This window comes from Synechococcus sp. MIT S9504 (genome assembly GCF_047497135.1).
Classification (GTDB): Bacteria; Cyanobacteriota; Cyanobacteriia; order PCC-6307; family Cyanobiaceae; genus Synechococcus_C.
This window is the reverse complement of the sequence record NZ_CP138942.1, coordinates 851,353-870,989: the sequence shown is the minus strand read 5'-3', so window position 1 is coordinate 870,989 and position 19,637 is coordinate 851,353. Positions and strand designations below refer to the sequence as shown.

22 protein-coding genes are annotated in these 19,637 nt (G+C 51.7%); 11 read left to right on the top strand and 11 right to left on the bottom strand.

Going from position 1 to position 19,637, the window contains the following annotated elements; genetic code table 11:
* Window positions 1-2 precede the first annotated feature (2 nt).
* Complete coding sequence (locus tag SIB58_RS05160) at window positions 3-158, bottom strand: hypothetical protein (RefSeq protein ID WP_156486703.1); 156 nt, start codon at window positions 156-158, stop codon at window positions 3-5.
* Window positions 159-1,126: 968 nt separating this feature from the next.
* Here SIB58_RS05160 and SIB58_RS05155 point away from each other — a divergent pair.
* Window positions 1,127-1,402 carry a Nif11-like leader peptide family natural product precursor gene (locus SIB58_RS05155; RefSeq protein ID WP_082823383.1) on the top strand — a complete coding sequence of 92 codons (276 nt, stop codon included), beginning with the start codon at window positions 1,127-1,129 and terminating at the stop codon, window positions 1,400-1,402.
* Window positions 1,403-1,982: 580 nt separating this feature from the next.
* Here the strand turns inward: SIB58_RS05155 and SIB58_RS05150 are convergent.
* On the bottom strand, window positions 1,983-2,291 hold the full coding sequence (locus SIB58_RS05150; protein ID WP_156486702.1) for a hypothetical protein: 309 nt from the start codon (window positions 2,289-2,291) through the stop codon (window positions 1,983-1,985).
* Window positions 2,292-2,658: 367 nt separating this feature from the next.
* Here SIB58_RS05150 and SIB58_RS05145 point away from each other — a divergent pair, with 367 nt between their 5' ends.
* Window positions 2,659-3,441: a GTP-binding protein gene (locus SIB58_RS05145; RefSeq protein ID WP_067326685.1), complete on the top strand. Its 783-nt coding sequence runs from the start codon at window positions 2,659-2,661 to the stop codon at window positions 3,439-3,441.
* 2 nt (window positions 3,442-3,443) lie between these two features.
* Entirely contained in the window at window positions 3,444-4,259 is an 816-nt protein-coding gene (locus SIB58_RS05140) for a metallophosphoesterase family protein (RefSeq protein WP_066909684.1), read from the top strand.
* 496 nt (window positions 4,260-4,755) lie between these two features.
* On the opposite strand, the gene SIB58_RS05135 is transcribed toward SIB58_RS05140, so the two are convergent.
* The 3 genes from SIB58_RS05135 to SIB58_RS05125 all read right to left on the bottom strand — a co-directional run bounded on the left by SIB58_RS05135 (window position 4,756) and on the right by SIB58_RS05125 (window position 8,019).
* Complete coding sequence (locus tag SIB58_RS05135) at window positions 4,756-4,986, bottom strand: hypothetical protein (protein ID WP_231857139.1); 231 nt, start codon at window positions 4,984-4,986, stop codon at window positions 4,756-4,758.
* A gap of 132 nt (window positions 4,987-5,118) precedes the next feature.
* Complete coding sequence (locus SIB58_RS05130) at window positions 5,119-5,325, bottom strand: hypothetical protein (protein WP_197461551.1); 207 nt, start codon at window positions 5,323-5,325, stop codon at window positions 5,119-5,121.
* 2,454 nt (window positions 5,326-7,779) lie between these two features.
* Entirely contained in the window at window positions 7,780-8,019 is a 240-nt protein-coding gene (locus SIB58_RS05125; protein WP_067326634.1) for a Nif11-like leader peptide family natural product precursor, read from the bottom strand.
* 859 nt (window positions 8,020-8,878) lie between these two features.
* Here SIB58_RS05125 and SIB58_RS05120 point away from each other — a divergent pair.
* Window positions 8,879-9,598 carry a phosphoesterase gene (locus SIB58_RS05120; protein WP_066909668.1) on the top strand — a complete coding sequence of 240 codons (720 nt, stop codon included), beginning with the start codon at window positions 8,879-8,881 and terminating at the stop codon, window positions 9,596-9,598.
* A 533-nt stretch (window positions 9,599-10,131) separates the two neighbouring features.
* Here SIB58_RS05120 and SIB58_RS05115 read toward each other — a convergent pair.
* A complete protein-coding gene (locus SIB58_RS05115; RefSeq protein ID WP_156486701.1) occupies window positions 10,132-10,476 on the bottom strand; it encodes a hypothetical protein in 345 nt (114 codons plus the stop codon).
* 266 nt (window positions 10,477-10,742) lie between these two features.
* Window positions 10,743-11,093 (bottom strand): hypothetical protein, encoded by a 351-nt coding sequence (locus SIB58_RS05110; protein WP_156486700.1) that lies wholly within the window; start codon window positions 11,091-11,093, stop codon window positions 10,743-10,745.
* Window positions 11,094-11,135: 42 nt separating this feature from the next.
* Between SIB58_RS05110 and SIB58_RS05105 the strand changes: the two genes are divergently transcribed.
* The 3 genes from SIB58_RS05105 to SIB58_RS05095 all read left to right on the top strand — a co-directional run bounded on the left by SIB58_RS05105 (window position 11,136) and on the right by SIB58_RS05095 (window position 13,880).
* Complete coding sequence (locus SIB58_RS05105; RefSeq protein ID WP_066909662.1) at window positions 11,136-11,435, top strand: hypothetical protein; 300 nt, start codon at window positions 11,136-11,138, stop codon at window positions 11,433-11,435.
* Window positions 11,436-11,790: 355 nt separating this feature from the next.
* Window positions 11,791-12,354, top strand: coding sequence for a hypothetical protein (locus SIB58_RS05100; RefSeq protein ID WP_067326628.1), 564 nt, complete (start codon window positions 11,791-11,793; stop codon window positions 12,352-12,354).
* A 188-nt stretch (window positions 12,355-12,542) separates the two neighbouring features.
* Window positions 12,543-13,880, top strand: a complete 1,338-nt coding sequence (locus SIB58_RS05095; protein WP_066909656.1) for an FAD-binding oxidoreductase — start codon at window positions 12,543-12,545, stop codon at window positions 13,878-13,880.
* Window positions 13,881-14,028: 148 nt separating this feature from the next.
* Here the strand turns inward: SIB58_RS05095 and SIB58_RS05090 are convergent, their stop codons facing one another.
* Entirely contained in the window at window positions 14,029-14,640 is a 612-nt protein-coding gene (locus SIB58_RS05090) for a nucleoside deaminase (protein ID WP_231857138.1), read from the bottom strand.
* Between SIB58_RS05090 and SIB58_RS05085 the strand changes: the two genes are divergently transcribed.
* From SIB58_RS05085 to SIB58_RS05070, 4 genes are all read left to right on the top strand, one after another.
* Window positions 14,615-14,923, top strand: coding sequence for a carbohydrate porin (locus SIB58_RS05085; protein WP_197461156.1), 309 nt, complete (start codon window positions 14,615-14,617; stop codon window positions 14,921-14,923). The two genes, SIB58_RS05090 and SIB58_RS05085, sit on opposite strands and share 26 nt — an antisense overlap.
* Window positions 14,923-15,063 (top strand): hypothetical protein, encoded by a 141-nt coding sequence (locus tag SIB58_RS05080; protein ID WP_156486697.1) that lies wholly within the window; start codon window positions 14,923-14,925, stop codon window positions 15,061-15,063. Before SIB58_RS05085 ends, SIB58_RS05080 begins: the two co-directional genes overlap by 1 nt.
* A 151-nt stretch (window positions 15,064-15,214) precedes the next feature.
* On the top strand, window positions 15,215-15,865 hold the full coding sequence (locus SIB58_RS05075; RefSeq protein WP_231857137.1) for a nucleoside deaminase: 651 nt from the start codon (window positions 15,215-15,217) through the stop codon (window positions 15,863-15,865).
* 21 nt (window positions 15,866-15,886) lie between these two features.
* The gene (locus SIB58_RS05070) at window positions 15,887-16,549 is read left to right on the top strand and encodes a hypothetical protein (RefSeq protein ID WP_066909644.1); all 663 of its coding nucleotides are present in this window, start codon (window positions 15,887-15,889) and stop codon (window positions 16,547-16,549) included.
* 29 nt (window positions 16,550-16,578) lie between these two features.
* Here the strand turns inward: SIB58_RS05070 and SIB58_RS05065 are convergent, their stop codons facing one another.
* Genes SIB58_RS05065 through SIB58_RS05055 form a run of 3 tightly spaced genes read right to left on the bottom strand, consistent with a single transcriptional unit; the run spans window position 16,579 to window position 19,542 of the window.
* Window positions 16,579-17,676, bottom strand: coding sequence for a type III polyketide synthase (locus tag SIB58_RS05065; protein WP_066909641.1), 1,098 nt, complete (start codon window positions 17,674-17,676; stop codon window positions 16,579-16,581).
* On the bottom strand, window positions 17,667-18,824 hold the full coding sequence (locus SIB58_RS05060) for an NAD(P)/FAD-dependent oxidoreductase (protein ID WP_066909638.1): 1,158 nt from the start codon (window positions 18,822-18,824) through the stop codon (window positions 17,667-17,669). Before SIB58_RS05060 ends, SIB58_RS05065 begins: the two co-directional genes overlap by 10 nt.
* Window position 18,825: 1 nt before the next feature.
* Window positions 18,826-19,542, bottom strand: coding sequence for a class I SAM-dependent methyltransferase (locus tag SIB58_RS05055; protein ID WP_066909635.1), 717 nt, complete (start codon window positions 19,540-19,542; stop codon window positions 18,826-18,828).
* Window positions 19,543-19,637 lie beyond the last annotated feature (95 nt).

Below are 19,637 nucleotides of genomic sequence, written 5' to 3'. Positions count from 1 at the left end.
CATCAGCCGATGAGAGTTGCCGCATTGCTGGCGTAAACACTCGCCTTCTGCTTGTGCAATCTTGTTGGTCGCTCAAGGGTTCCTTTCACGGTGAAGCTCAGTACCACATTCAATCTGTAGTCCAACGGTTTCTCCCACTCAAGAATCAGTGTGGACATCCAGGCGCTTCCTTGAAACTGGCGACGGGATAACGACCTGAGATCAGCAAAACGCTCAAGTCACGCCATTTCCACTATTGGAGGTTTTGCCTTGAAAGGCAATGCGCGATTCAACCGATGTCAAAAGGCCGACTGCGGGTGGAAAGTAGGTTCACGACATCGGAGGAGCCCATGACGGCCGATACTCCACCCCAGCAGATTCCAGAAGCAGACTGACTTTCTGGCCCCTGCTCCAACAGTCTCAACAATGACCTGGGTTGGTCCTTTGGTCGGCAAAACTTGTACGCCACGCCAATCGACGCTCGGTTTGCACCGCCCTAGGTGCCCCAGGAGGTCACAACCCGACACCTAGAGCCAATGGCCCCAGGGTGCCTCTAGCCAGAAGCTTCGCCCCCTTGCTTTTGTAACAAGTGATGGGTTGAACCATGCACAAACGAGCGACTTAGGCCGTCTTTCCAACGGGAAGGGCGGCCTTCCTCTTTGATGGTTAGTCTCGTTGAAAGGAAACCTTTTCTATGACTGGGTTGAGGAGAGACTCGAAGGGTTGATGTAGGTGCTTCTAGATGGCATAAAGCGAGTAAAAAAGATAAGTGAGAGGCATCAAATAGATATCCCTTCTTGCTCTCTATGCCTTCATTCCCTTACTGCAACCAAACCCCGATTATTGCCTGCCTTTCGCATATCGAATATTCCTGTCTTATATGGTTATACCGATGGGTCAAGAAAATGAATTCTTTCGTCAATCCAGCCGTGAACTGACCGCTCAATAACGTCCCTACCACTACCGGCACCCTTCAACTCATCGTCAGTCAGCTCTTCCTTGAGTTCTGGTGACTCCTTCTCCTTCTTGGAGTCGTCCACGGTGTTGCTTTAAGTGTTGTCCATACCATAACAACGACTTCATAAGCCCCCTCAGCAGGAATCAAATTTTTTGCTAATTGTTGCTACTGGGATATCAGAAATAACCCATTTCAAAAGAGCAACTCAAAGCCTTCCTTGAACAAGTCAAAGCTGAAACCAGCCTTCAGGAGAAGCTCAAAGCAGCAGCCGATGCAGATGCAGTCCTTATGATTGCCAAAAAAGCTGGGTTTATGATTTCTGCTGACGACTCGATGAAAGCTGGATCAGCATCAGATAAAGACCTGGAGAGTGCAGCTGGTGGTAGATGCATGGTATGCCTGACAACGAAATGCCTCACAAACCCGACTGACGACGAACACCAATTTTCAAGAGATATTGGCTAAATGCTGCAAGGCAAAAGCAAGCATAATGATGAGCAAATACTACACAATTTTGGCACAAACGATCAGTTGGTTCTGTGCATCGTGACTACGATAGGTAGAGCCTTGGAGCCAATGAAACCCTTCCTTTTCTCGACACTAATTGTGGCCTCCGGATCTTTAATTGCGACTGCACCAGCTCAAGACTGCAAGGATGGATGGTGCCAGGGTGGATGCGACGAAAAACGATGCGTACGAGTGAAAGTTCTTTCCAAAAGCGATCCAATCGTGACTGTAATCCTGAGCAACAACAGAGGTATTGGTAAAGCCGAATACAATTGCGGTGACTATATGTACCGTTTTATCAGAGACGATCAATCAAAGAGCGATTGGAAGCCAACAGTTAAAGGATCCGCTGCCAGAAAAACTGCAGAGGTGGCATGCAAGATGCAATAAAGCAAACTTTGGCAGAAACAGTTGCTGCAATGAAATCATCCCTTCTTTAATCCACCAACCAGCAGCTAGACGTTGTGATCGCAGAACGGATTTCTGCAAAAAGTGATTATCGATCTACAAATTGAGATAATCATAACTCTATCGACATTCAATAGTTTACTTTTTGATTCCACGTCTCGACATGGAGAAGATTGCAATCTCTTTTGATTGCTGCGTTGTAGGCTTTGATTCTTTCAGGATAAGGAACGAAAACTGCTCTCCAAGCTTGTCTTGATGAATTCTTGGCATAAGAGTAGGCTTCGTCCCATGACATGCCCTGCCTGTAAGCATCACAACGATGCTCAGCGTGCTCTTCTGCCCACACGGAATACGCATGTTTTGAGTAATCAGAACCACCTCCACCACCTCCATGGCCGAACAGGAAAGGGAGCAATGCAAGAGGAAAAATCAAAGGCATATGCAGAACTTTTAATGTGCATCAATCAACAACCAACGAAATCCTAGACACCGACAAGTCGCTTCTCATGCGCAATGGCCTGCACGCGTGACCATCATCCAGGCCTCTAATGGGCTGCGGCAGATCTGGACAATTGGCTCGTCATCGGAAGCATCTAGCGCTGAACCACCACAGCCACGCATCCAGCAAGACACGCTTAGCAGACAAACAGGCAGAGCCCAGGCCATGAAACGGGCATGAGGCTGGCCGCCAAGGAGACATGGCTCGCCTCGACGCTTGATTCAATGACAAGCGTCATTTGATCATGCATAGTGAGAATGATTCCCATTCCCAGGCTCGTGCATTCGCAGCCTGTCGCCATCTGGCCATGCAGAACACCTGGTTGATCACGGGCCCCCCCGGCTGCGGGAAAACCAATTGGATCCGCGACTCTTTCCTGAAGCACCCTGGCAGCTGTGCCTATCTCCGCTTGTGCGGATCCGATCAGGAAGGTCTGGAACAAGGTCACAACGCAGGCATCGATAGCGCCTGGCTCCAAGACCAGATCCCTGAGCTCCTGGATCTTGCGACAACCGCGACTGCTCCGCTGCCAGCAGGTCATCGGCTTGTGCTCATCGAGGTTCAGCAGTTTCAGCCACCGAGCAACAGCAGCCCGAACGGCATTGATCCGCACGTGCTTCGGCAGCTGGAGCGCTTCAATCTGCGACCGGATCGCACACTGCATTTCGGTCTGGATCCAGAACTGCCGCAAGAGGACGTTCTGAACTTCAAGCGTCTTGAATCCTGGCATCGCAACCTTCAAGGCTGTGTCTGGGATCCCAACAGCCTCAGCAGCTTTTGGTTTGAACTGGTGAATGGCGCCTACGGCGACGTGTATCGGGCCAAAGCACTGATGAATCTGCCGGATGGTCGCTCATTCCTCTGCAACTGGATAGTGAGCCAGCAGAGCTCTCAGATTCTTCCCCTGGAATCGGTGGAGCCGCCGGCAGGCAGGTCGAATCGCACGTCACAGCTGGTGGTGCAAGGCAGAGCCCTTGACCCTGCCGGCATTCAGTCAACGATCAACGACTGTCTGCTCACAGACGACGACCTGGAACTGCACCAGGCCCAGCTCAGGAACAGACAACACTCCTTTCAAGCCAAGGGATAACCATGAGCCACGCAGTGATTTCTTGCCTGCACGCCAACCTCGCCGCGTGCGAAGCCGTGCTTGCTGACATCGACCGACAAGGCATTGACTCCATCACCTGTTTGGGCGACCTGGTGGGCTATGGCCCGCAGCCCAATGAAGTGATTGAACTGGTGCGCGAACGCTCCATACCCACCTGCCAGGGCTGTTGGGATGAAGACATCATCGACGGACTCAACGCCTGCGAATGCAGCTATCCCTCGCAGCTTGCCGAACGTCGCGGTCATCGCGCTCATCGCTGGACCGCAGAACGAATCACTGAAGACAACAAGGCCTTCCTGGCAAGCCTGCCCATGACCCTGCGCAGAGAGCGATTGCTGTTTGTACACGGAAGCCCCAACAGTCAGCACGAATACTTGCTTCCAGACATGAACGCCTTTGCCGCACTGGAACGCGTGGCGACAGCCGGAGCGGACACCTTGTTTTGCGGTCACACACATCAGCCCTATGTGCGAGAGCTCAGCGAAGGTTCCATCCGCGTGTCGGTGCAGGTGAATGGCAAACACTCCGAAAGCGAAGAGGAGATCACCCTGCCGATGCGGCGCATCGTCAATGCCGGCTCAGTCGGCGAACCCAGGCATGGCTCAACCAAGGCGACGTACGTGGTCCACGACGACGACAGCGGAGAGGTGAGTGTCCGTGAAGTGGAGTACGACGTGAGCAGAACCTGTAGAGCAATTGTTGAGGCTGGATTACCGGAGGTTTTCGCCTGGCGCCTGAGTCATGGCTTCGAGTACGCCGAACGTGCGCAAGATGCCAGCCACGTTTGTGAGCGCTGATCCACCCCGAATAACAACAATATCAGTCATATCAAGGGGCCAGGACTGACAGGAATAACATTTGGAGTAACAACAGGACTGAATGGACGAAAAAACCTTCAGGCCTGCCATACACACGTACGAACAAACTCGGAAGACAACATTACTAAAGGCGTGAGCCTTACTCAGAGGGAGGAGCTTGCCGCCTGAATCTGCGACGGGAGAACAAGTAAAAGCCCCCGCTATCAAGCAAGAGCGGAGGGTTAAAGGATTGAGTGCCCTTCCTGGTATCCAATCACTGTTATCAATGTGATTATCGAGAGGAGTACAAGTGTGCCAGTCCAATCAACATTAATCATCCGCCTACCTCCAGGACCCTACAGGACTATTAAAGGACGGATGAGAGATTGCCACAAGGCAAGAGAACCGAACGATACAAGTGCTTGATAGAGAAGAGAATGCCATCCCTAAGAAGCGAGGACTACCTGTCTTGATTGAGTTGGTGACGTTGAGCGACTCAGCCGAGGTTTCCAGCACAGCCGAACATGAGGCCAATCCAGCCCTTGACACCTGAGAGATCGAGCACGGAGGCTTGGTTGAACGTAGCGACTTGCTCAGCGATGCCTTTCCCTGTAAGGGCCTCGACAGCCAAGCCGATACCAAGACCAAGCATTGCTGCGCGGCCATTCAACTTCTCACTGTAAGACTTGTAGGGATCAGGGAAGGACTGAATAGTGGATTTGGACATAACAAAAGAACACCTTAAATTATATTAACCTATGTAACGGTTCGTTGTTGTATCGCAAAAGACCTTGCTGTAAGTGCGGTTAAAGGGAAAGAAGAGGCACCAGCAGGTGCTCATACCTATAGCTGTGCACAGTTATGGAACAGCGGCCATGATCAGACGGCCTGATCCAATCGTCATGAGGAAAGTCATCATGATGACTACATCCCAAGCTTTAGATTTAATGAAATAAGGCACAGAAATACTCATTGCCACCAGATGAACAACTACGCCAGTCACAACATCAAGGTGAAGAGTAATAAAATATGCAGCAATGATTAATCCACTACCGACTACTCTCATTCGTTGAAGAAAGTCCATCTTCTTTGTGTCGCCAAAGCATAATTATGAAAAACCCTGACGCCTGATGCGTAAATGATTCGGTAGGGGATACCGGCCTCAACAGGGGAAGCAGAAATAGAAAACTTCGCCCATGTTAGCGAAGGGAGAGAACTGACTTGGTTGACTTGATCTAATCAGGCAGCTGGTCTAATACATAATGAAGCACCGCGAAGATATCTTGCTCTTGATTCACTTGATCGGGAAATGCTGGAGACCCTAGTGATCCTGCAAAGTGCCGTTGGCCCAGCTCATGCCATCTAGCATGGAACTTCCGCTAACCTTTGTAGAAATCCACTTTGGCAATGGCAATACAATGGAATGATACGTTTCCACAGAATTGAAATTGGCGGATATCGCCTTATCCTTGGTCACCAATGAAATATTGTACTGGTGCCCCAACGGTAGAAGCATGAAGTGTATGAAATAAAAAACAAGCTTGAAACGGATCAGCTGTTAAAACATATCTGATAAACATTCACCATACCATCAGCAGAAATGGTCGCAACAAGCAACTTATCAGCAAGATCAAAAGACTCATGGGTTGGTTCACCTCCTTGAGATCAACCAATCAAAAACGAGATTAAAAGGAATACCGAATTTAATGACGTCGTCGAGCGACATGTATGCCGCATAGCTATAATTCTCGGAGCAGCGATATACAATCAATAGGGGGGTCATTATTGGCTGCTGTAACGGCACCTGAGACTCGACAGAAAACCAATAACGTTCTGAGGCGTTTTATTGATCCAAGTTTGTCAGGTGGATCAACCACAATAGTCATAATGATCAAGCGATTGAAGTTCACAAAGAGAGAATATGCAAGCATAAACTTACTATTATATGAAATAAAATCGCCTCTACGAGCTGAGAGAAATTCGATACTTGATGGTTTTGATGGAGTATGGGATTCAGCCACCCACTCCTTACACACGGCATCCACAAGCATTGGCTGAGCTGCGACCCTTTGCTGAATGCCGAGGGGTAGTTCCATATGACGGTCCTGAGCTGAAAGCTATAAAAGTTCTGCTTGACGAGCAGCGTGCTTCGCTTGAACGGCTAGGGTCATGCGATCGATGGCTTGCTCGTTCAAGAGGCTGACAAACACAAGTTCCATGTATTGCTCTGGAAACTGACCGGCAGGTACATGACAAGCACCAGAACGGAAGACGCCTTCCCGGTAAGTCCGGTTGATACTCGAACAAGCAGCACGAATGAACGGATCAGCAGTGCTCTTAAGAGACAATCGAATACAACAACAAATGCTGACCACAGAAACAGACAAAATCGAATACAACAACAAATGCTGACCACAGAAACAGACAAAGTTGATATCTCTGGTTTAATGTTTGTTTAACTACTGGCTGGGACGAATGAAGTATTTAGGATGTCAAAAACTAAATGACAAACTTAGGCTCTCTAGGACGGCTTAATCATTATTCCTTGCGATAGCAAAGAATACTGCAATCCATACAAAAGCAATTAATGAATAAAGCATGGTCTCTTTGCGTGGAGGCTAAAAGTGGAGAAGTGATGACTGTCCCTCTTGAGTCAACTTCACGAGATAAAGTGGCTCAATCAATCTATGAATCAGAACAGACAATCGAGGGTGGGATTGCCGTACCTTGCAAAAACAGTTGTCAGCAATTTACGACTGACCCGTTAACCACTTGAACCATTCCTAATCATTCTGAAAGAAGATGACGACCTTCGCGACTTTTCCTTTCCTGTTGAGCTTGATCAACTCGACAACAATTCCTGCACCTTTGTTAGTGCAAATTGCACTCACTTTACGTCAGAGTTTATATACAGATGAAGTTCTACAAAATCAACGATTCAGCAAGATTATCAGAAGATATTCAATTAGATGTTGCAAGCAAACAAATGTCCAAAAAGAAAGAAACCAAAAGCAACTACTAGAAACAGTTGACAACTTGTCGCATGGAAGATGATGAACAATCAATTGCGATCGAGTTGGGAATCTGTTCAAAGCAACAATAGTGGCGAGACCAACGATAAAACAGTTCCCCAGCTGAAATTTCGCCTGACCTGAGCCCGAGCAATTGTGATTTGTTAGATACTGACGGATTAGTCAGAAATACCCATCAGGGAAAGTGAGTTAGTTGAGTGTGTGAGTTGTGTTGGGAGCTTTGCCCCCTCGACTCCTTCAAGATCACAGCGCTTCTGGTTAACCCAACTATACAGCTTTGGTGTAGATCCTGAGGGGTTGTGGTGAAAATCTGATGTATGGCTCAGAACCAATAAACCACCAAGTTTGGCAACACTTCCACCCGTCTGAATTCTGCTTAACCGCGCTCAATGGTGCCATATATCGGGAGCTTATTGATGGTCTTTTTGGGATAATTGATGCAATAAAAAACCCCTTCGGTTACAGGAGCTCTTATAAGTAAACTTATTCTATCTGCTACATTTGTCCTTACCCATTTTACCATATTCAAAGGAGCAACCACCACCAGCCGCTCCTTCCAGCTCACTATCTGAAATCTCAGTCCGAACGTCATCAGCAGAAATCACAAACCCAGCCTCGTTTGCAATTCCAAGAACTGCATCAACATCAGCTGCTGTTTTTAGCTTCTCCTGAAGACTATTGTCTGCTTTGACCTTCTCTAAAAAGGCTTTGAGTTGTTCTTCTGACATGGGTATCAGGTCTGTTCAGCAGTCATAGCAACTATCGGCCTAGGTGTAACCCAAACTTCAAGGCAATAAAAAAACCACGTGTCTAAGGGCGGGCAGTGAATCGATATCAGTCGAGGGGACTTACATCAGTGACGGCAGAAGTGTTGATGTTGGGCCGATAAACGGCCAGTCATCAGAACTCCAGACTATCTGGCTCAGCAGCGCTGGCGGTGGGATCTTTGGAGAACGCAGCTGCAGGCTTGATAAAAGAATGGGAGACCTCAGTCAAAGAGGTCACGTTCATCTCACAAACCTCTGCCATTGCTTTTGTCTCTGCCTTAGTGACCTTGCTTGGCTTGGGCAGAACTGAATAGCTGATGTCGAGACCAATGCTACGTCGAGAGATCTTCAAAACGAATTCGCATACCGTGTCATCGTTGAAGCTGTGGTCACCGTCTTGCAGTGCTTCGGTGAAGCCTTCACGCAGACCACGCTGCTAAAAGATCAACAGCTCAGGACGCTTGCGCTCAGGCGAGCAGAGCATGCTCATCGTTGGGTATACCTCTTCCCATATCCAAGAAGACGTACGTCTCTAGCACCCAACTCTTCTGGCCTCTTTGCGAGAGCAAGCTCAAGTGGTCATTGCTGTCGATCAGCCGCCCCTCCTGCATCTGTCCTTACGCAGCAGTACTTCAGCGCTAGCGAGCAAGGCGAACAACCGACAATGGACAAGCGAATGAAGAAACAACGCAAGCAACAACAGCCGTCAATATTCGTCGCTCGAAAAGGCACACAACTGCCGAACACAGCCGCCAACTCCAAGTGTTGCCGTGAGAATCATTCTCACATAAAGTATAATTTGTTTCATGTGTTAGCGCTGATGGAACGCTGGGCACTGGTGAGTGGTCTTCGTGGAGACCTTGATCTGTATGAGCAGATCCAGTCCGATCTGCAGATGCGGAGAGGAACAGCGCATCTGTTCGTTCTCGGCGACATGATCGGCCCCAATCCCAAGTGTGATGCGCTGTTGAAGCGTTTACGCCGACCACAACGCAGTGATCTCCATCCCCACTGCATCTACGGCTGGCTGGAGGAACAACTGCTGTCCCTGCATGGCTACCGAGGAGAAGCCAAAGCCGAGAAATTACAACGACAGTCCGAAGACTCCGGAGTTCAGTGGTTACGACAGGCAAAGAACCCAGAGCACCTCAACTGGCTGGCATCACTCCAATTTGGCTTGATTGAACTGGACTGTGGCCTGATCCACGGCAGCTCAGCGGATGTGAGCGATGAACTGAAGGAAACAACCTCACCTTTGATCCTCCTCGACCGCCTCACTCGACTGGATGTCAACCGACTTTTCACTGCGCGCGGTGGACGTCAGTTCCGATTGCAGCTCACAGGAGGGCGGATTCGATCAAGAGTGAAAGATCACGTTCGTGAACAGTGCCATGAACAGCCGGTGCCCAGACGCAGCGTGATCGGCATTGGATCTGGGGCCAATTACACCCTCTATGACCCTGCTAGCGATCGCGTCGAATTCCTCAGTGTTAATAAGAGAACCAAGTCTTCCAGACAGGTCGGCGGATTCCAGGGCTGAGTATTACGTGATTCATGGAATGAAGGCATCAAGTGAAGGTCAAACCCTGAAAAAACTGTATTTCGAGACCCCTAAGTTTTGCTTCATACTACGACTAGGCTGACACCCCTTATTCCGTGTATCGGTTTCCCGGTTCTCAGCCTACGCAGATTTCTAACATCAACTTGATTTAAAGCTTTCATTCACACCGCAGAAACACCTTACAACTCCTCTTCACCAAGACAAATTGGATGATCAGCACTGAATTCATGAGCATGTCCTGCAGTGACAGATGCAACTTCGGCAGCTGACTGAGCAGCTTTCAGTTTCTCCTGAAGGTTGGTGACGCCCTTCAACGTTTCTAGAGCTTCGAGTTGTTGCGTGTGCCAGAAACATGGGTATCAGCTGCTCTGCAGACACCATCCTTCCCGGTCTTGTCAGGCAGAGCTCCAATGGTGGTATCGCCAGGGAGACAGAACCAAAAGCTGATCATGAGCACAATGACTCGGCCCTAAACAACAGAAGCAGGATTATTGACTATATTAAAGAATTGGTCAAGAAAAATCTTCATTATTGGCAAAATTCATATGCCTGTCAAGACAATTATTCAGGCATTTTTGATCATCTCTATCACACACAATCATGCAGGCAAAATACTGATCGATTTCCTCATACCTGGAATCAAAACAATCAACTCGAAATGTCGACATACTTGCTGATGATGTTTGAGCAGTCATTGTTCGGAAGAGCGAGGAGCGGCGGGAATGAACCCCGATGACTTGAAGATCACTGGGCACTTGGTGATGACTGATAGATTTCCTGGTAGAAACAGGAAGAAGATTTGAAGAATTTCCGGTGAAGCCTGAAAAGCACTGCAGCAACTGAAGTTGACGCAGCATCAACCTGTCTCCAAGCATCATCCGACCTTGTGCTGTCCGGCGGGGCTGAGCAGCATTTGCGAATTCTGTCGACCGATGCTTGAACCTCTAATCAATGACCGGCTAACGCGAACTTGTCGCTTTCATTCCTTTCGTTGGCGTTGGTGATAGTGATGGTGATGGTGATGGTGATGGTGATGGTCATCAACACGATTCAGCAGAGCGCTCCTCCTGACCATGGCAGCAAAACAGGATGAAGCCGTGATGCGTGAAGCCGGTGTGATCAATCAATCAGGGTCACCCTTTGCAGCGGTGGCTGCCATGAACGATGCAATCGTGGGCTCGACCTTGCCGGCACAATTTATATCAAGTCTGGTCGGTTTGGCCTGGATGAATGCAGGTTTCCCCTCCACCGTGCCATCGGTGGCCTGGATGCGCTTGGTGTCCAGAAGAAAGGCTGAGTTTGATTTATTTTGATCCATTCTTTTGACGGTCAGTTTATGAAGCATATTATTGTCATTTGAAAACATAAATGTCTTTGGACTGAAAACTTTTCCCCATCTTCGGAAAGTGCTCGCTTTGTTGATCATCATTACTATCTTCATTCTGAATGGCCCCTCTGAAGTGATTGATGCCATTGCTGCTTTCGGTGGCTACTGTTCGACCACAATGTATTTGTCATGGAGATCGGCCGATCAGGTTTCTTGAAATGGCTCGTTGTGAAGATCTTCTTCTGCATGAATTTGGTTTGTGTTGTTGGTTACGCAATCGCAGCTGGTGGATTGTCTTCAAAGTTAGGGCTGAATGAGGCCCAGATTGGTTTGGCTGGTGGGGTTTATTTCTTTGCTTACTCCTTCTCTCAATTTTTCCTGGGAATTCTGCTGACACGCGTTCCGATGCGTCTGCTGATGGTGGGTTCAGCTTGGATTGCCGCTTCTGGAGCCTGGGTGATGACATTGGCCAACTCATTTCCTCAGTAGCTTCTGGCAAGGTGTCTCTTTGGAATTGGTTTTGGAACAGCTTTTGTTGGCGTTGTAGAGGTAGTTTCGATGGTTTATTCGCGCCGTTTTCCACTGATGCTCAATGTCAGCCAAAGCTGCGCCAATGGAGTGGGAGCTTTAACCGGTGTCTTCGCTTTTCTGCCATGGTTTAGCAAGCCGAGTCGTTTATTTGGAGCAAGCACAGTTGTTTGAATCGGTCTCTCTTTGCTGATGCTTTTGCTGTTGTCACCTCAGTCGCAGGGGCCAGCAATGCCGTGACAGAGGGTCCCTTCCTGGGCCGAAATTGGACGGTCTTGTGCTGTGCATCAGATCGCCACGCTTCTGGGTTGGGACGTTGTACTTCGTCGGTCTGTTCTCCTGTTTCCTGGCTCTCGAGGATCTATGGAATATCCGCTTTCAGGTGGATCTTTTTGATGCAACCTCAGGCCTTGCTGCTTCGATGAACTCCATGCTCGTGTCTGGACTCACGCGTGGCGGAGTGATCAGAGGCCTCTGGGCCACTCGTTCAGGACTAACGGCTCCGTCCAGAGTGTTTTCAGCACTTGCCTTGATCACCATGACCTGGTTGTTGAGTGTCTCGCTAAGCACCTCTATGGCGTTTCTGGCCATGTTCGTTCTCGGATTTGGTCTTGGGGCCGCTCCCCTGGGATTGTCATTTGTTCGTCGGGAGCTTCCCGAGAAGACAGCCACTGTGGCCACCCCGCTCCTGCTCACATTTGTGTTTGTGGGTGGTGGGTTGTTGATGTCTCTCGTCGGAGAGGACCTCTCAGGGGTATCACAACTCATATTCCTGAACTATCAGCAATCCATGAGCTTCTTCATTGTTCCATTGGCCATGGCAGCCGCATTGAGTCTGTTGATTCGCACGCCAGCTCGCGAGATCAGCCCAGGGGGGTGAGTCGTGTACAACGATCCCCTCGCGCCATGAGTCGATTGGCATCAGTCTTACTTCCGCGCCTGCTGCTGAACTGGTTTCTGGTAATGCAAACCGCTGTTGCGCTTTATCGCTTGTTGGTGCGAACGGTTCAGACGCCACCCAGCATGAGTGAACAGCTTCGGTACACGCCTCTATTTTAAAAGACGTCAATGGCTTTGCATCCAGGGCATGCTGACTACGAGCGAGCACTCGCTGAACTGTTTAACGGTGACGCTGCAGCTTGCGATCCGCTGATGATCCTTCAGCCTCGCTGCGAACAGGATGTGGTTGATGCTGTTCTGCAGGCACGCCAAGCCGGCGTGCCTCTGATGGTGCGCAGCGGAGGCCATAGCCGCTTCTGTGCGGCCGATGGAGCACTGGTGCTTGATCTTTCTGCGCACTTCACAGCCATTGAGCTTGAGGACCATCAGGTGCGGGTGCAGGCAGGCGTCGGTATGGGAGCACTGCTTCAGGCCTTGTCACCCCATCGATGCATGCTCCCTGTGGGCACGCATGCAACGCCCGGCTTTGGTCTGCTCTTGATGGGCGGCATCGGCCATCTCAGCCGCAGCTTGGGTCTCACCCTCGACAGCATCGTGGCGTTGCGGGGTGTTCGAGCCGACGGCACACCGTTTGTCTTGCAGGGGGAGGCGCAGGATCCCAAGAGCTGGAGGTTGCTGCGGGGAGCTGCACCCTTTCTCGCCGTGATCACGGAGGCCACGCTTCGGACCCACGCACGACGATCGTTGGATGTGATGCGTTCCCTGCATGCTCTTGAGAAGTTGCAAAACCATCTCCAGGAGGCGGAGGTCATGCCTCGATCCAGGTCGTGCTCATTTGTGCTGGGAGTCCCTCCCGACAGCAAAGAGCCTTCTGTACTGAGCTACGTCGTCAACGTCGCAGAGGATAGCGATGTGTCTCCATGCGAAGCAGATTCCGTGGATGTCTGGCGGGATCGCGTGATGGGCTTGGAGGACTTACCGGACTTCAACATGCCTCTGCATGACGGATCCTTTCCGATGGAGCCGGCAGCAGATACCAATCGGCGACGGCGACTTCGATCCTGGATTCATGCCATCAGCGTGAAACCTGGCCAGACGGAAACTCTGACCAGCATTCTGACCAAAGCGATTCAACGAGCTCCGAATCCTCTCTGTCGGATTGATTTGCAACACATCGGTGGAGCGGTGCGTGATCAAGCGATGCACAGCTCCACTTACAAAGGGCGAGATGCCGAATGGTCAATTGTGATTTCGGGTCTCTGGCATCCTGACGACAGCCTGGCTGGGCCATTGGTGAGGCAATGGTCTGATGCCCTTTTCGATGCTCTAGCCCCAATCTGTTGCCACGTCTATTTGGTGGAACGCCATCCCGGAACGATTCGCTACGGACGTCAATTGCAGCTGGCCTATGCGGAGGATCTTGCGCTTTTGCGCGAGATCAAGCGCCGGTGGGATCCAGATCAGATCTTGCCGACACTCGACGTACCATCACAGGCTGGCGAGTGATCGCAGAGGAGCCCTCAGAGCTGTGATTCCTGCCATCACGAATGCATCCCGATTGTTCTCCCTGGGTAGTCCAATCCCCCTGTTCAATCATTGATTGAACGACCCTACGCCGGTGTTCACGATGGTTGGATGTGATGGCCGTTATTTATTAATTCAGAGAAATATAAGCGGGGTCACTTGATTGCCCTTTGCTTTGTTGATACTGGCTGGAGAGTTTCTGGTAGGTTCCACGCAGCGATGTGGCGCGTTGATTGAACGAATATCGATCACTGCTATCGCAATTTTCGATCAGATCGCAGATGCTGTAGCCCGTCCAGTAGTTGTTTATGCGTGCATATTCTCCCGGATCATTCTTAAAGACCTCTTTGAGGATGTTGAGGTCATGCCCGATCTGGAATGAATCACGGGAATCTTCGTGACTAAAAAAGCAGTAGAAATTGTCAAATCCTGCCCATGTAATCGCAGATGAACAGAGTGTGCAGGGTTCATGTGTGGCCAAGAAAAGAACCTCCTTGAGGTCGACATGCTGCTCGCTTTTTAAGTTGTAGTAGCTGTTGATTGTTTGAACTTCTGCATGAAACAAGGGATTAAGCGTTTCTTGATTGGTGCCTGCGATGATGGTTGAGAGGTCTTTTTTATTCATCATCGCTGAATCCGGGAGTGGATGGGTCCTGGGTAATGCTCTCAAACCAGGATCCTTTGGATTGGGTGCCTGGTCGCAAGGGGGCGAATCTGTGGTCTGCCAAAACGACAGCACCACGAATTGCTTCAGCGAATTGGGTGCATGGGGGGTGTATGCCCTGCTGAATCAACGATTTTCCAGTTTTCGGCCTGAGCAAGACAGCAGTGGGATCAATGGTTTTCTCAGTGCCGGCTGGTCTCCGTCCATCAGCAATCAGATGGGTGCGTCCGTCACGGCGGGGGTGACGGCAATGGGGCCTCTGGAAAGCCGTCCGAACGACAGCATCGGGGTCGGTCTCTCATGGGCAAAAATCAATAGAAGCGAACCATTTTTGGAAGTTAATTCAATCCCAATGAGCTGATGTTGCAGGGATACGCCCAAATCGCCCTCGCCGATTCGCTGTATTTCCAGCCAACGATCACCGTGCTGCCTCTCGTGGGTGACCGTGACGCAGAAGATGATTCGGTCAGTGGTCTTCTGCAACTCACCATGCTGTTTTGAGAGCGTTATCCAAGTCCGGGTGTCAGGTGGGGTCAAGATCGACGGAGTATTGCCGTTGCTTGCGCCAAAGACCTGAGCCCCAGCTTCACTTCGCCCCCTCCTTGCCCTTCAGTGGTTCATGACTGTGATTGCAGTAAGGCCAGCCAGGCGAATGACATCACTCAGGATGGGCACCACCCGTCCCCTGGTCAGCTTCGCCTTGAAGCTGCTGCGATCGAAGCTGGTGTTTGATGATTGGCTACCCAAAACTTGTCGTTTTGGTTCCTTTCGTTGTCGTTGGCGATGGTCATCGTCACGATTCAGCAGAGTGCTCCTCCTGGCCATGGCAGCAAAACACGATGAAGCCTTGATGCGTGAAGCGATCCACCAGATGCGTGAAGCAGGGATCGTCAATAAATCAGGGGGCCCCTTTGGAGCTGTGGTTGCCAAGAATGGCGAAATCGTGGCCTCGGCAGGCAACAGTGTCATCAAGGATCTTGACCCGAGCGCTCATGCTGAAGTGAACGCGATCCGAGCGGCCTGCAAGAAACTGGGCACATGGGATCTGTCTGGATGCGTGATGTACACCAGCTGTGAATGTTGTCCGATGTGTTACGCCACGGCCTACTGGGCTGGCATACGCAACGTGTTCTACGCGGCCTCCTGGTCGGATTACAACGACCTGTTTTCTGATGAAGCCATCAATCACGACATGCAGAGACCAAAAGATCAACGTGAGATCAAACTCACACAGATCCTCAAATGCGAGGCTTGCAACGTGTGGGATGAGTTTCGTGAGCTGCCAGACGGGGCACGCTATTGAGCCTCAAAAGCCAGATCCGCCATGTCTGAGCAAACCGAAAGTCGATTTGTTTACACGATTCACAGCTCCATCGATGCCTCACAGCGTGAGGACTATCAGAACATTCAGGAGCGTATGAATTGTGCTGCTCAGGCTTTCAACGGCTACCTCGGACAGGATGTTGTTTACGAGAATTCAGGCACTGGTTCAGAACTGAATGTCACCACACATGTTCGCTTTGAGGAACTGGAGCAGTGCCTTCTCTGGCTGGACAGCTCACAGAGAAGAGAGTTGCTCAATCAAGCAGAAAAACTGATCGGCTATCAATATCGCTTCCGCCTGGATTCAAACTCCTTTGACCAGTGGATTCAGGCAAAGGGGACATCGCGAACACCGATCTGGAAGGTAAATCTGCTTGTCTGGCTGGCGTTATATCCCTCTGTGATGTTGCTGATGTGGCTCGGGGGATCAACCCTTGGCAAGTTATCTTTGCCGCTCAATATGTTGATCAGCAACTTGATCACAGTGTTGCTCACCGGCTACTTGCTGGTGCCATGGCTGAGCCGCCTCTACTCCAACTGGTTGTCCACAGCGTCTCGGCGCTGGACCCTGGTCGGCTGCAGCACCATTGTTGTTGCCCAGGGGCTTTTGCTGATGCTGTTCTCTGCTTTTCCAGGCTTTCCGTGGAACACAACACGGCCATAACGCTCGGACTGTTGACGCGCTGAAGACATTCATTCTGCAACCTGAAGATCGAGAAGTGCAACCTCTGCACTGAGCCCAGGGCCAAAAGCCAGCGCAAGACAAGGACCAGCAACCGATCGCTGACGCAGGCGTTCGAGAATAAAAAGGATCGTTGCCGACGACATGTTGCCGTGATTCTGGAGGACGACTCTGGACTCCTCCAGAAGCTTGGTGTCCAGTGCCAATGCTTCAGCGCAGGTCGAAAGAATCCTCGGACCACCTGGATGCACGGCCCAGCTGCATATATCCGAGAGATTGACGGCACGATTCTGCAGCCATTCCTGCAACCAGGGCTGCAGTGCTGACCCCACTGTTTCGGGCACAAGCGGCGACAATCCCATGGAAAAGCCGTGATCACCAATCTCCCAGTGCATGAGATCAGCACTTTCGGGAATCACCATCGAACCACTGCTCTGCAGCACAAGGTCCCGATCGGAGGATGGTGGGCCAGATGAGCCGACAACAGCTGCAGCTCCATCGGCGAACAACGCATTGGCCACCACTTGTTCAGGATGCCAGCCATACGACATATGCAGGCTGCAAAGCTCCACGGCGCAGAGCAGAACCACGGCGTTGGGATCCATCTCGGCATAAGCATGGGCGACACGTAAACCGTTAAGCGCTCCATGACAGCCCATGAATCCAACATGGGTTCTCTGCACCGCAGCGGACAATCCAAGCTTGTCCATCAGGAAAAGATCGACCCCAGGGGATTGAAAGCCAGTGCAGCTCACAGTCACCAGATGGGTGATCGTTGACGGCGGCAAACCGGAATCATCTAACGCCTGACGGACAGCCTCCAGGGCAAGCCAGCCGGCATGATCATCGAAGGCTTGCATCCGTTCCGCAGTGCCAGGACTGTCGGGTCCGTAAAAGCTGAGACGCTCCTGGCTGGTGGCATGGTCTGCATCATTCCCGAGCAGCACACTTCCACGGTTGAGCACCTTGGTCTTCTGATAGATCCGAGCCATCAGCCTGGCCTTGTCTGGACTTTCGGCATTGATCCGATGCGCCACTTCCACAGCTTCCGCTTGACTCAGCCTCTGAGTGGGCACTGCAGTACCGATGCCATGGAGTGTCAGAGGCATGGATCAGGGCAAGCCGTATGAGATACATCCCGATTGAGAGCGCTGATGACACGCTCAGGTATTTCTGGCCAGTGGCACGCCAACCTGAATACGGCGGCGGTGGCGAGCGGTTGACGCAACAATGTCGACAACAGTCGGCAAAGACGCTGACGACTCACCGTTAGTTCCTCCAGCTTCTGTTGCCAACGCCGCTCAAGAGCACCGCTCCATGCTCCCTGGGCCTCCTCCACGAAAGGAGCCACCGCCGCTCCGGCAGCGAGAGCCCAGGCCATGCCTTCACCAGTGAAAGGTTCCACATAACCGGAGGAATCGCCCAGCAGCAAAAAGCGTTCACCGGCAAACACACCGGATCGGCGTGTCAGCTCCGGAGTCAGCTGCCAGCGTGATGTCTCCAGAGCTCGCGGAACGGCGAAACCGGCCCGACGCAGAACCAGATCCGCCGCACAGGACGCTCCACCTGCAGACCTGAGTGCAGCGGGGTCGAAAGCAGCTGCCAGGTTAAGCGCTCCATCCTCACGTCGCACCAGGCCAACGTATCCATGTCGGCCGATAGCCATATGGATCGCACCGGATGCGTAAACATCATCGTCGTCGTTGATGAGACAACCGGCTCCGACCCTTGATCTCTCGGCGATCCGGGGCCTCGAATCATCGCTCGACGCCAGAACCTGATGCTGCAAACCAGCTGCGACAAGAACAACACGGGCCCGAACCCGCTCGGCTGGCGCACCGCCGGAAGGACGCAGTCGCACCACTCGCTCACCGGCGGAAGTCTGCTCAAGAACGGCACTGGTCTGAAATCTCAGCGTGGCTCCTGCCGCTTCAGCTGCATGGACCAAGGCCTGGTCGAAACTCTCCCGGGAAAGGGCCAACCCACCGGGCAACCCCAAATTCAGCGAACTGCCGTTCCAGCCAAGACGCACTTGATCGAGAGCCACACCTCCCTGATCACCGATGAGGTCCGGCAGCCCAACCGCAGTCAAGGCAGCCAGGGCATTGGCATTGAAGCAACAACCGCAAACCTTCCAACGCGGGAAAGAACGCTTCTCAACGAGCAGAACAGTCAGACCGCGACGTGCACAGTCGTAGGCGGCCAGGCCACCAGCGACTCCTGCTCCGATCACAACAACGTCCCAGCTCCTCTGCATTTCAGTGGGGTCTCCAGCAAAGCCGGTATCGCTCAGGCCAGGTGCGTTCCAACACGGGATTGTGCAACCCAGCCTGGGCCGCGAGCTCGAGAATCTCCAAGGGCGTGTATGCCGCCTGAACCGACAGCGGACCGTCGTAATGCACCACCCAGGATCGGCTCAGCAAGCGGGTTCCGGCCCAGGCCAGCGCATACCCCAGGCGGCTGCGGATCAGATCATCCACCAGCACAAGACGACTTGCCCGGGCAGCCATCACAGCCAGCAGTCGCACCACATCGACGGGATCCAGGTGGTGTACGAAAAGGGTGCAGTAGACAACATCGAATTGTTCTGACTCGGGGGGAGTCAGCGCGTCGGCAACGAACAGACCAACACTGCTGTTGTGTCTGGCGGCATTGCGACGGGCGATGCGAATCGCTTCTGGGTTCAGATCGCAGGCCTGGATCGACCAGTTCAGCTGTCGTCGTTGTGCCATTGCGGCCAGCTCGATGGCTGTGTCGGCCCCTCCACAGGCCAGTTCCAGCACAGTCAGAGGCTCTGCAGGAGACTCAAGCGAAAGCGCTTCCAGATGACGAAACAGTCCTGGAACACAACGACTGACTGCATTGATTCTGCGCAGACCACGAAGCGCCCGGTCATGTTCGGCGGGATCCAGACCAGGCTGATCCATCACCTCAGGCCTGCGATCACGCAGCATCGGGGCCTGTCCCGGAATCATCGGTCTGAGATCAATGGCAGTTAAAGCTAGGCGCCAGACGACGCCAACTGCTTTGCGTTGGTTGGATTCAGGAGCTTGGATCCCAATTGTGCGAG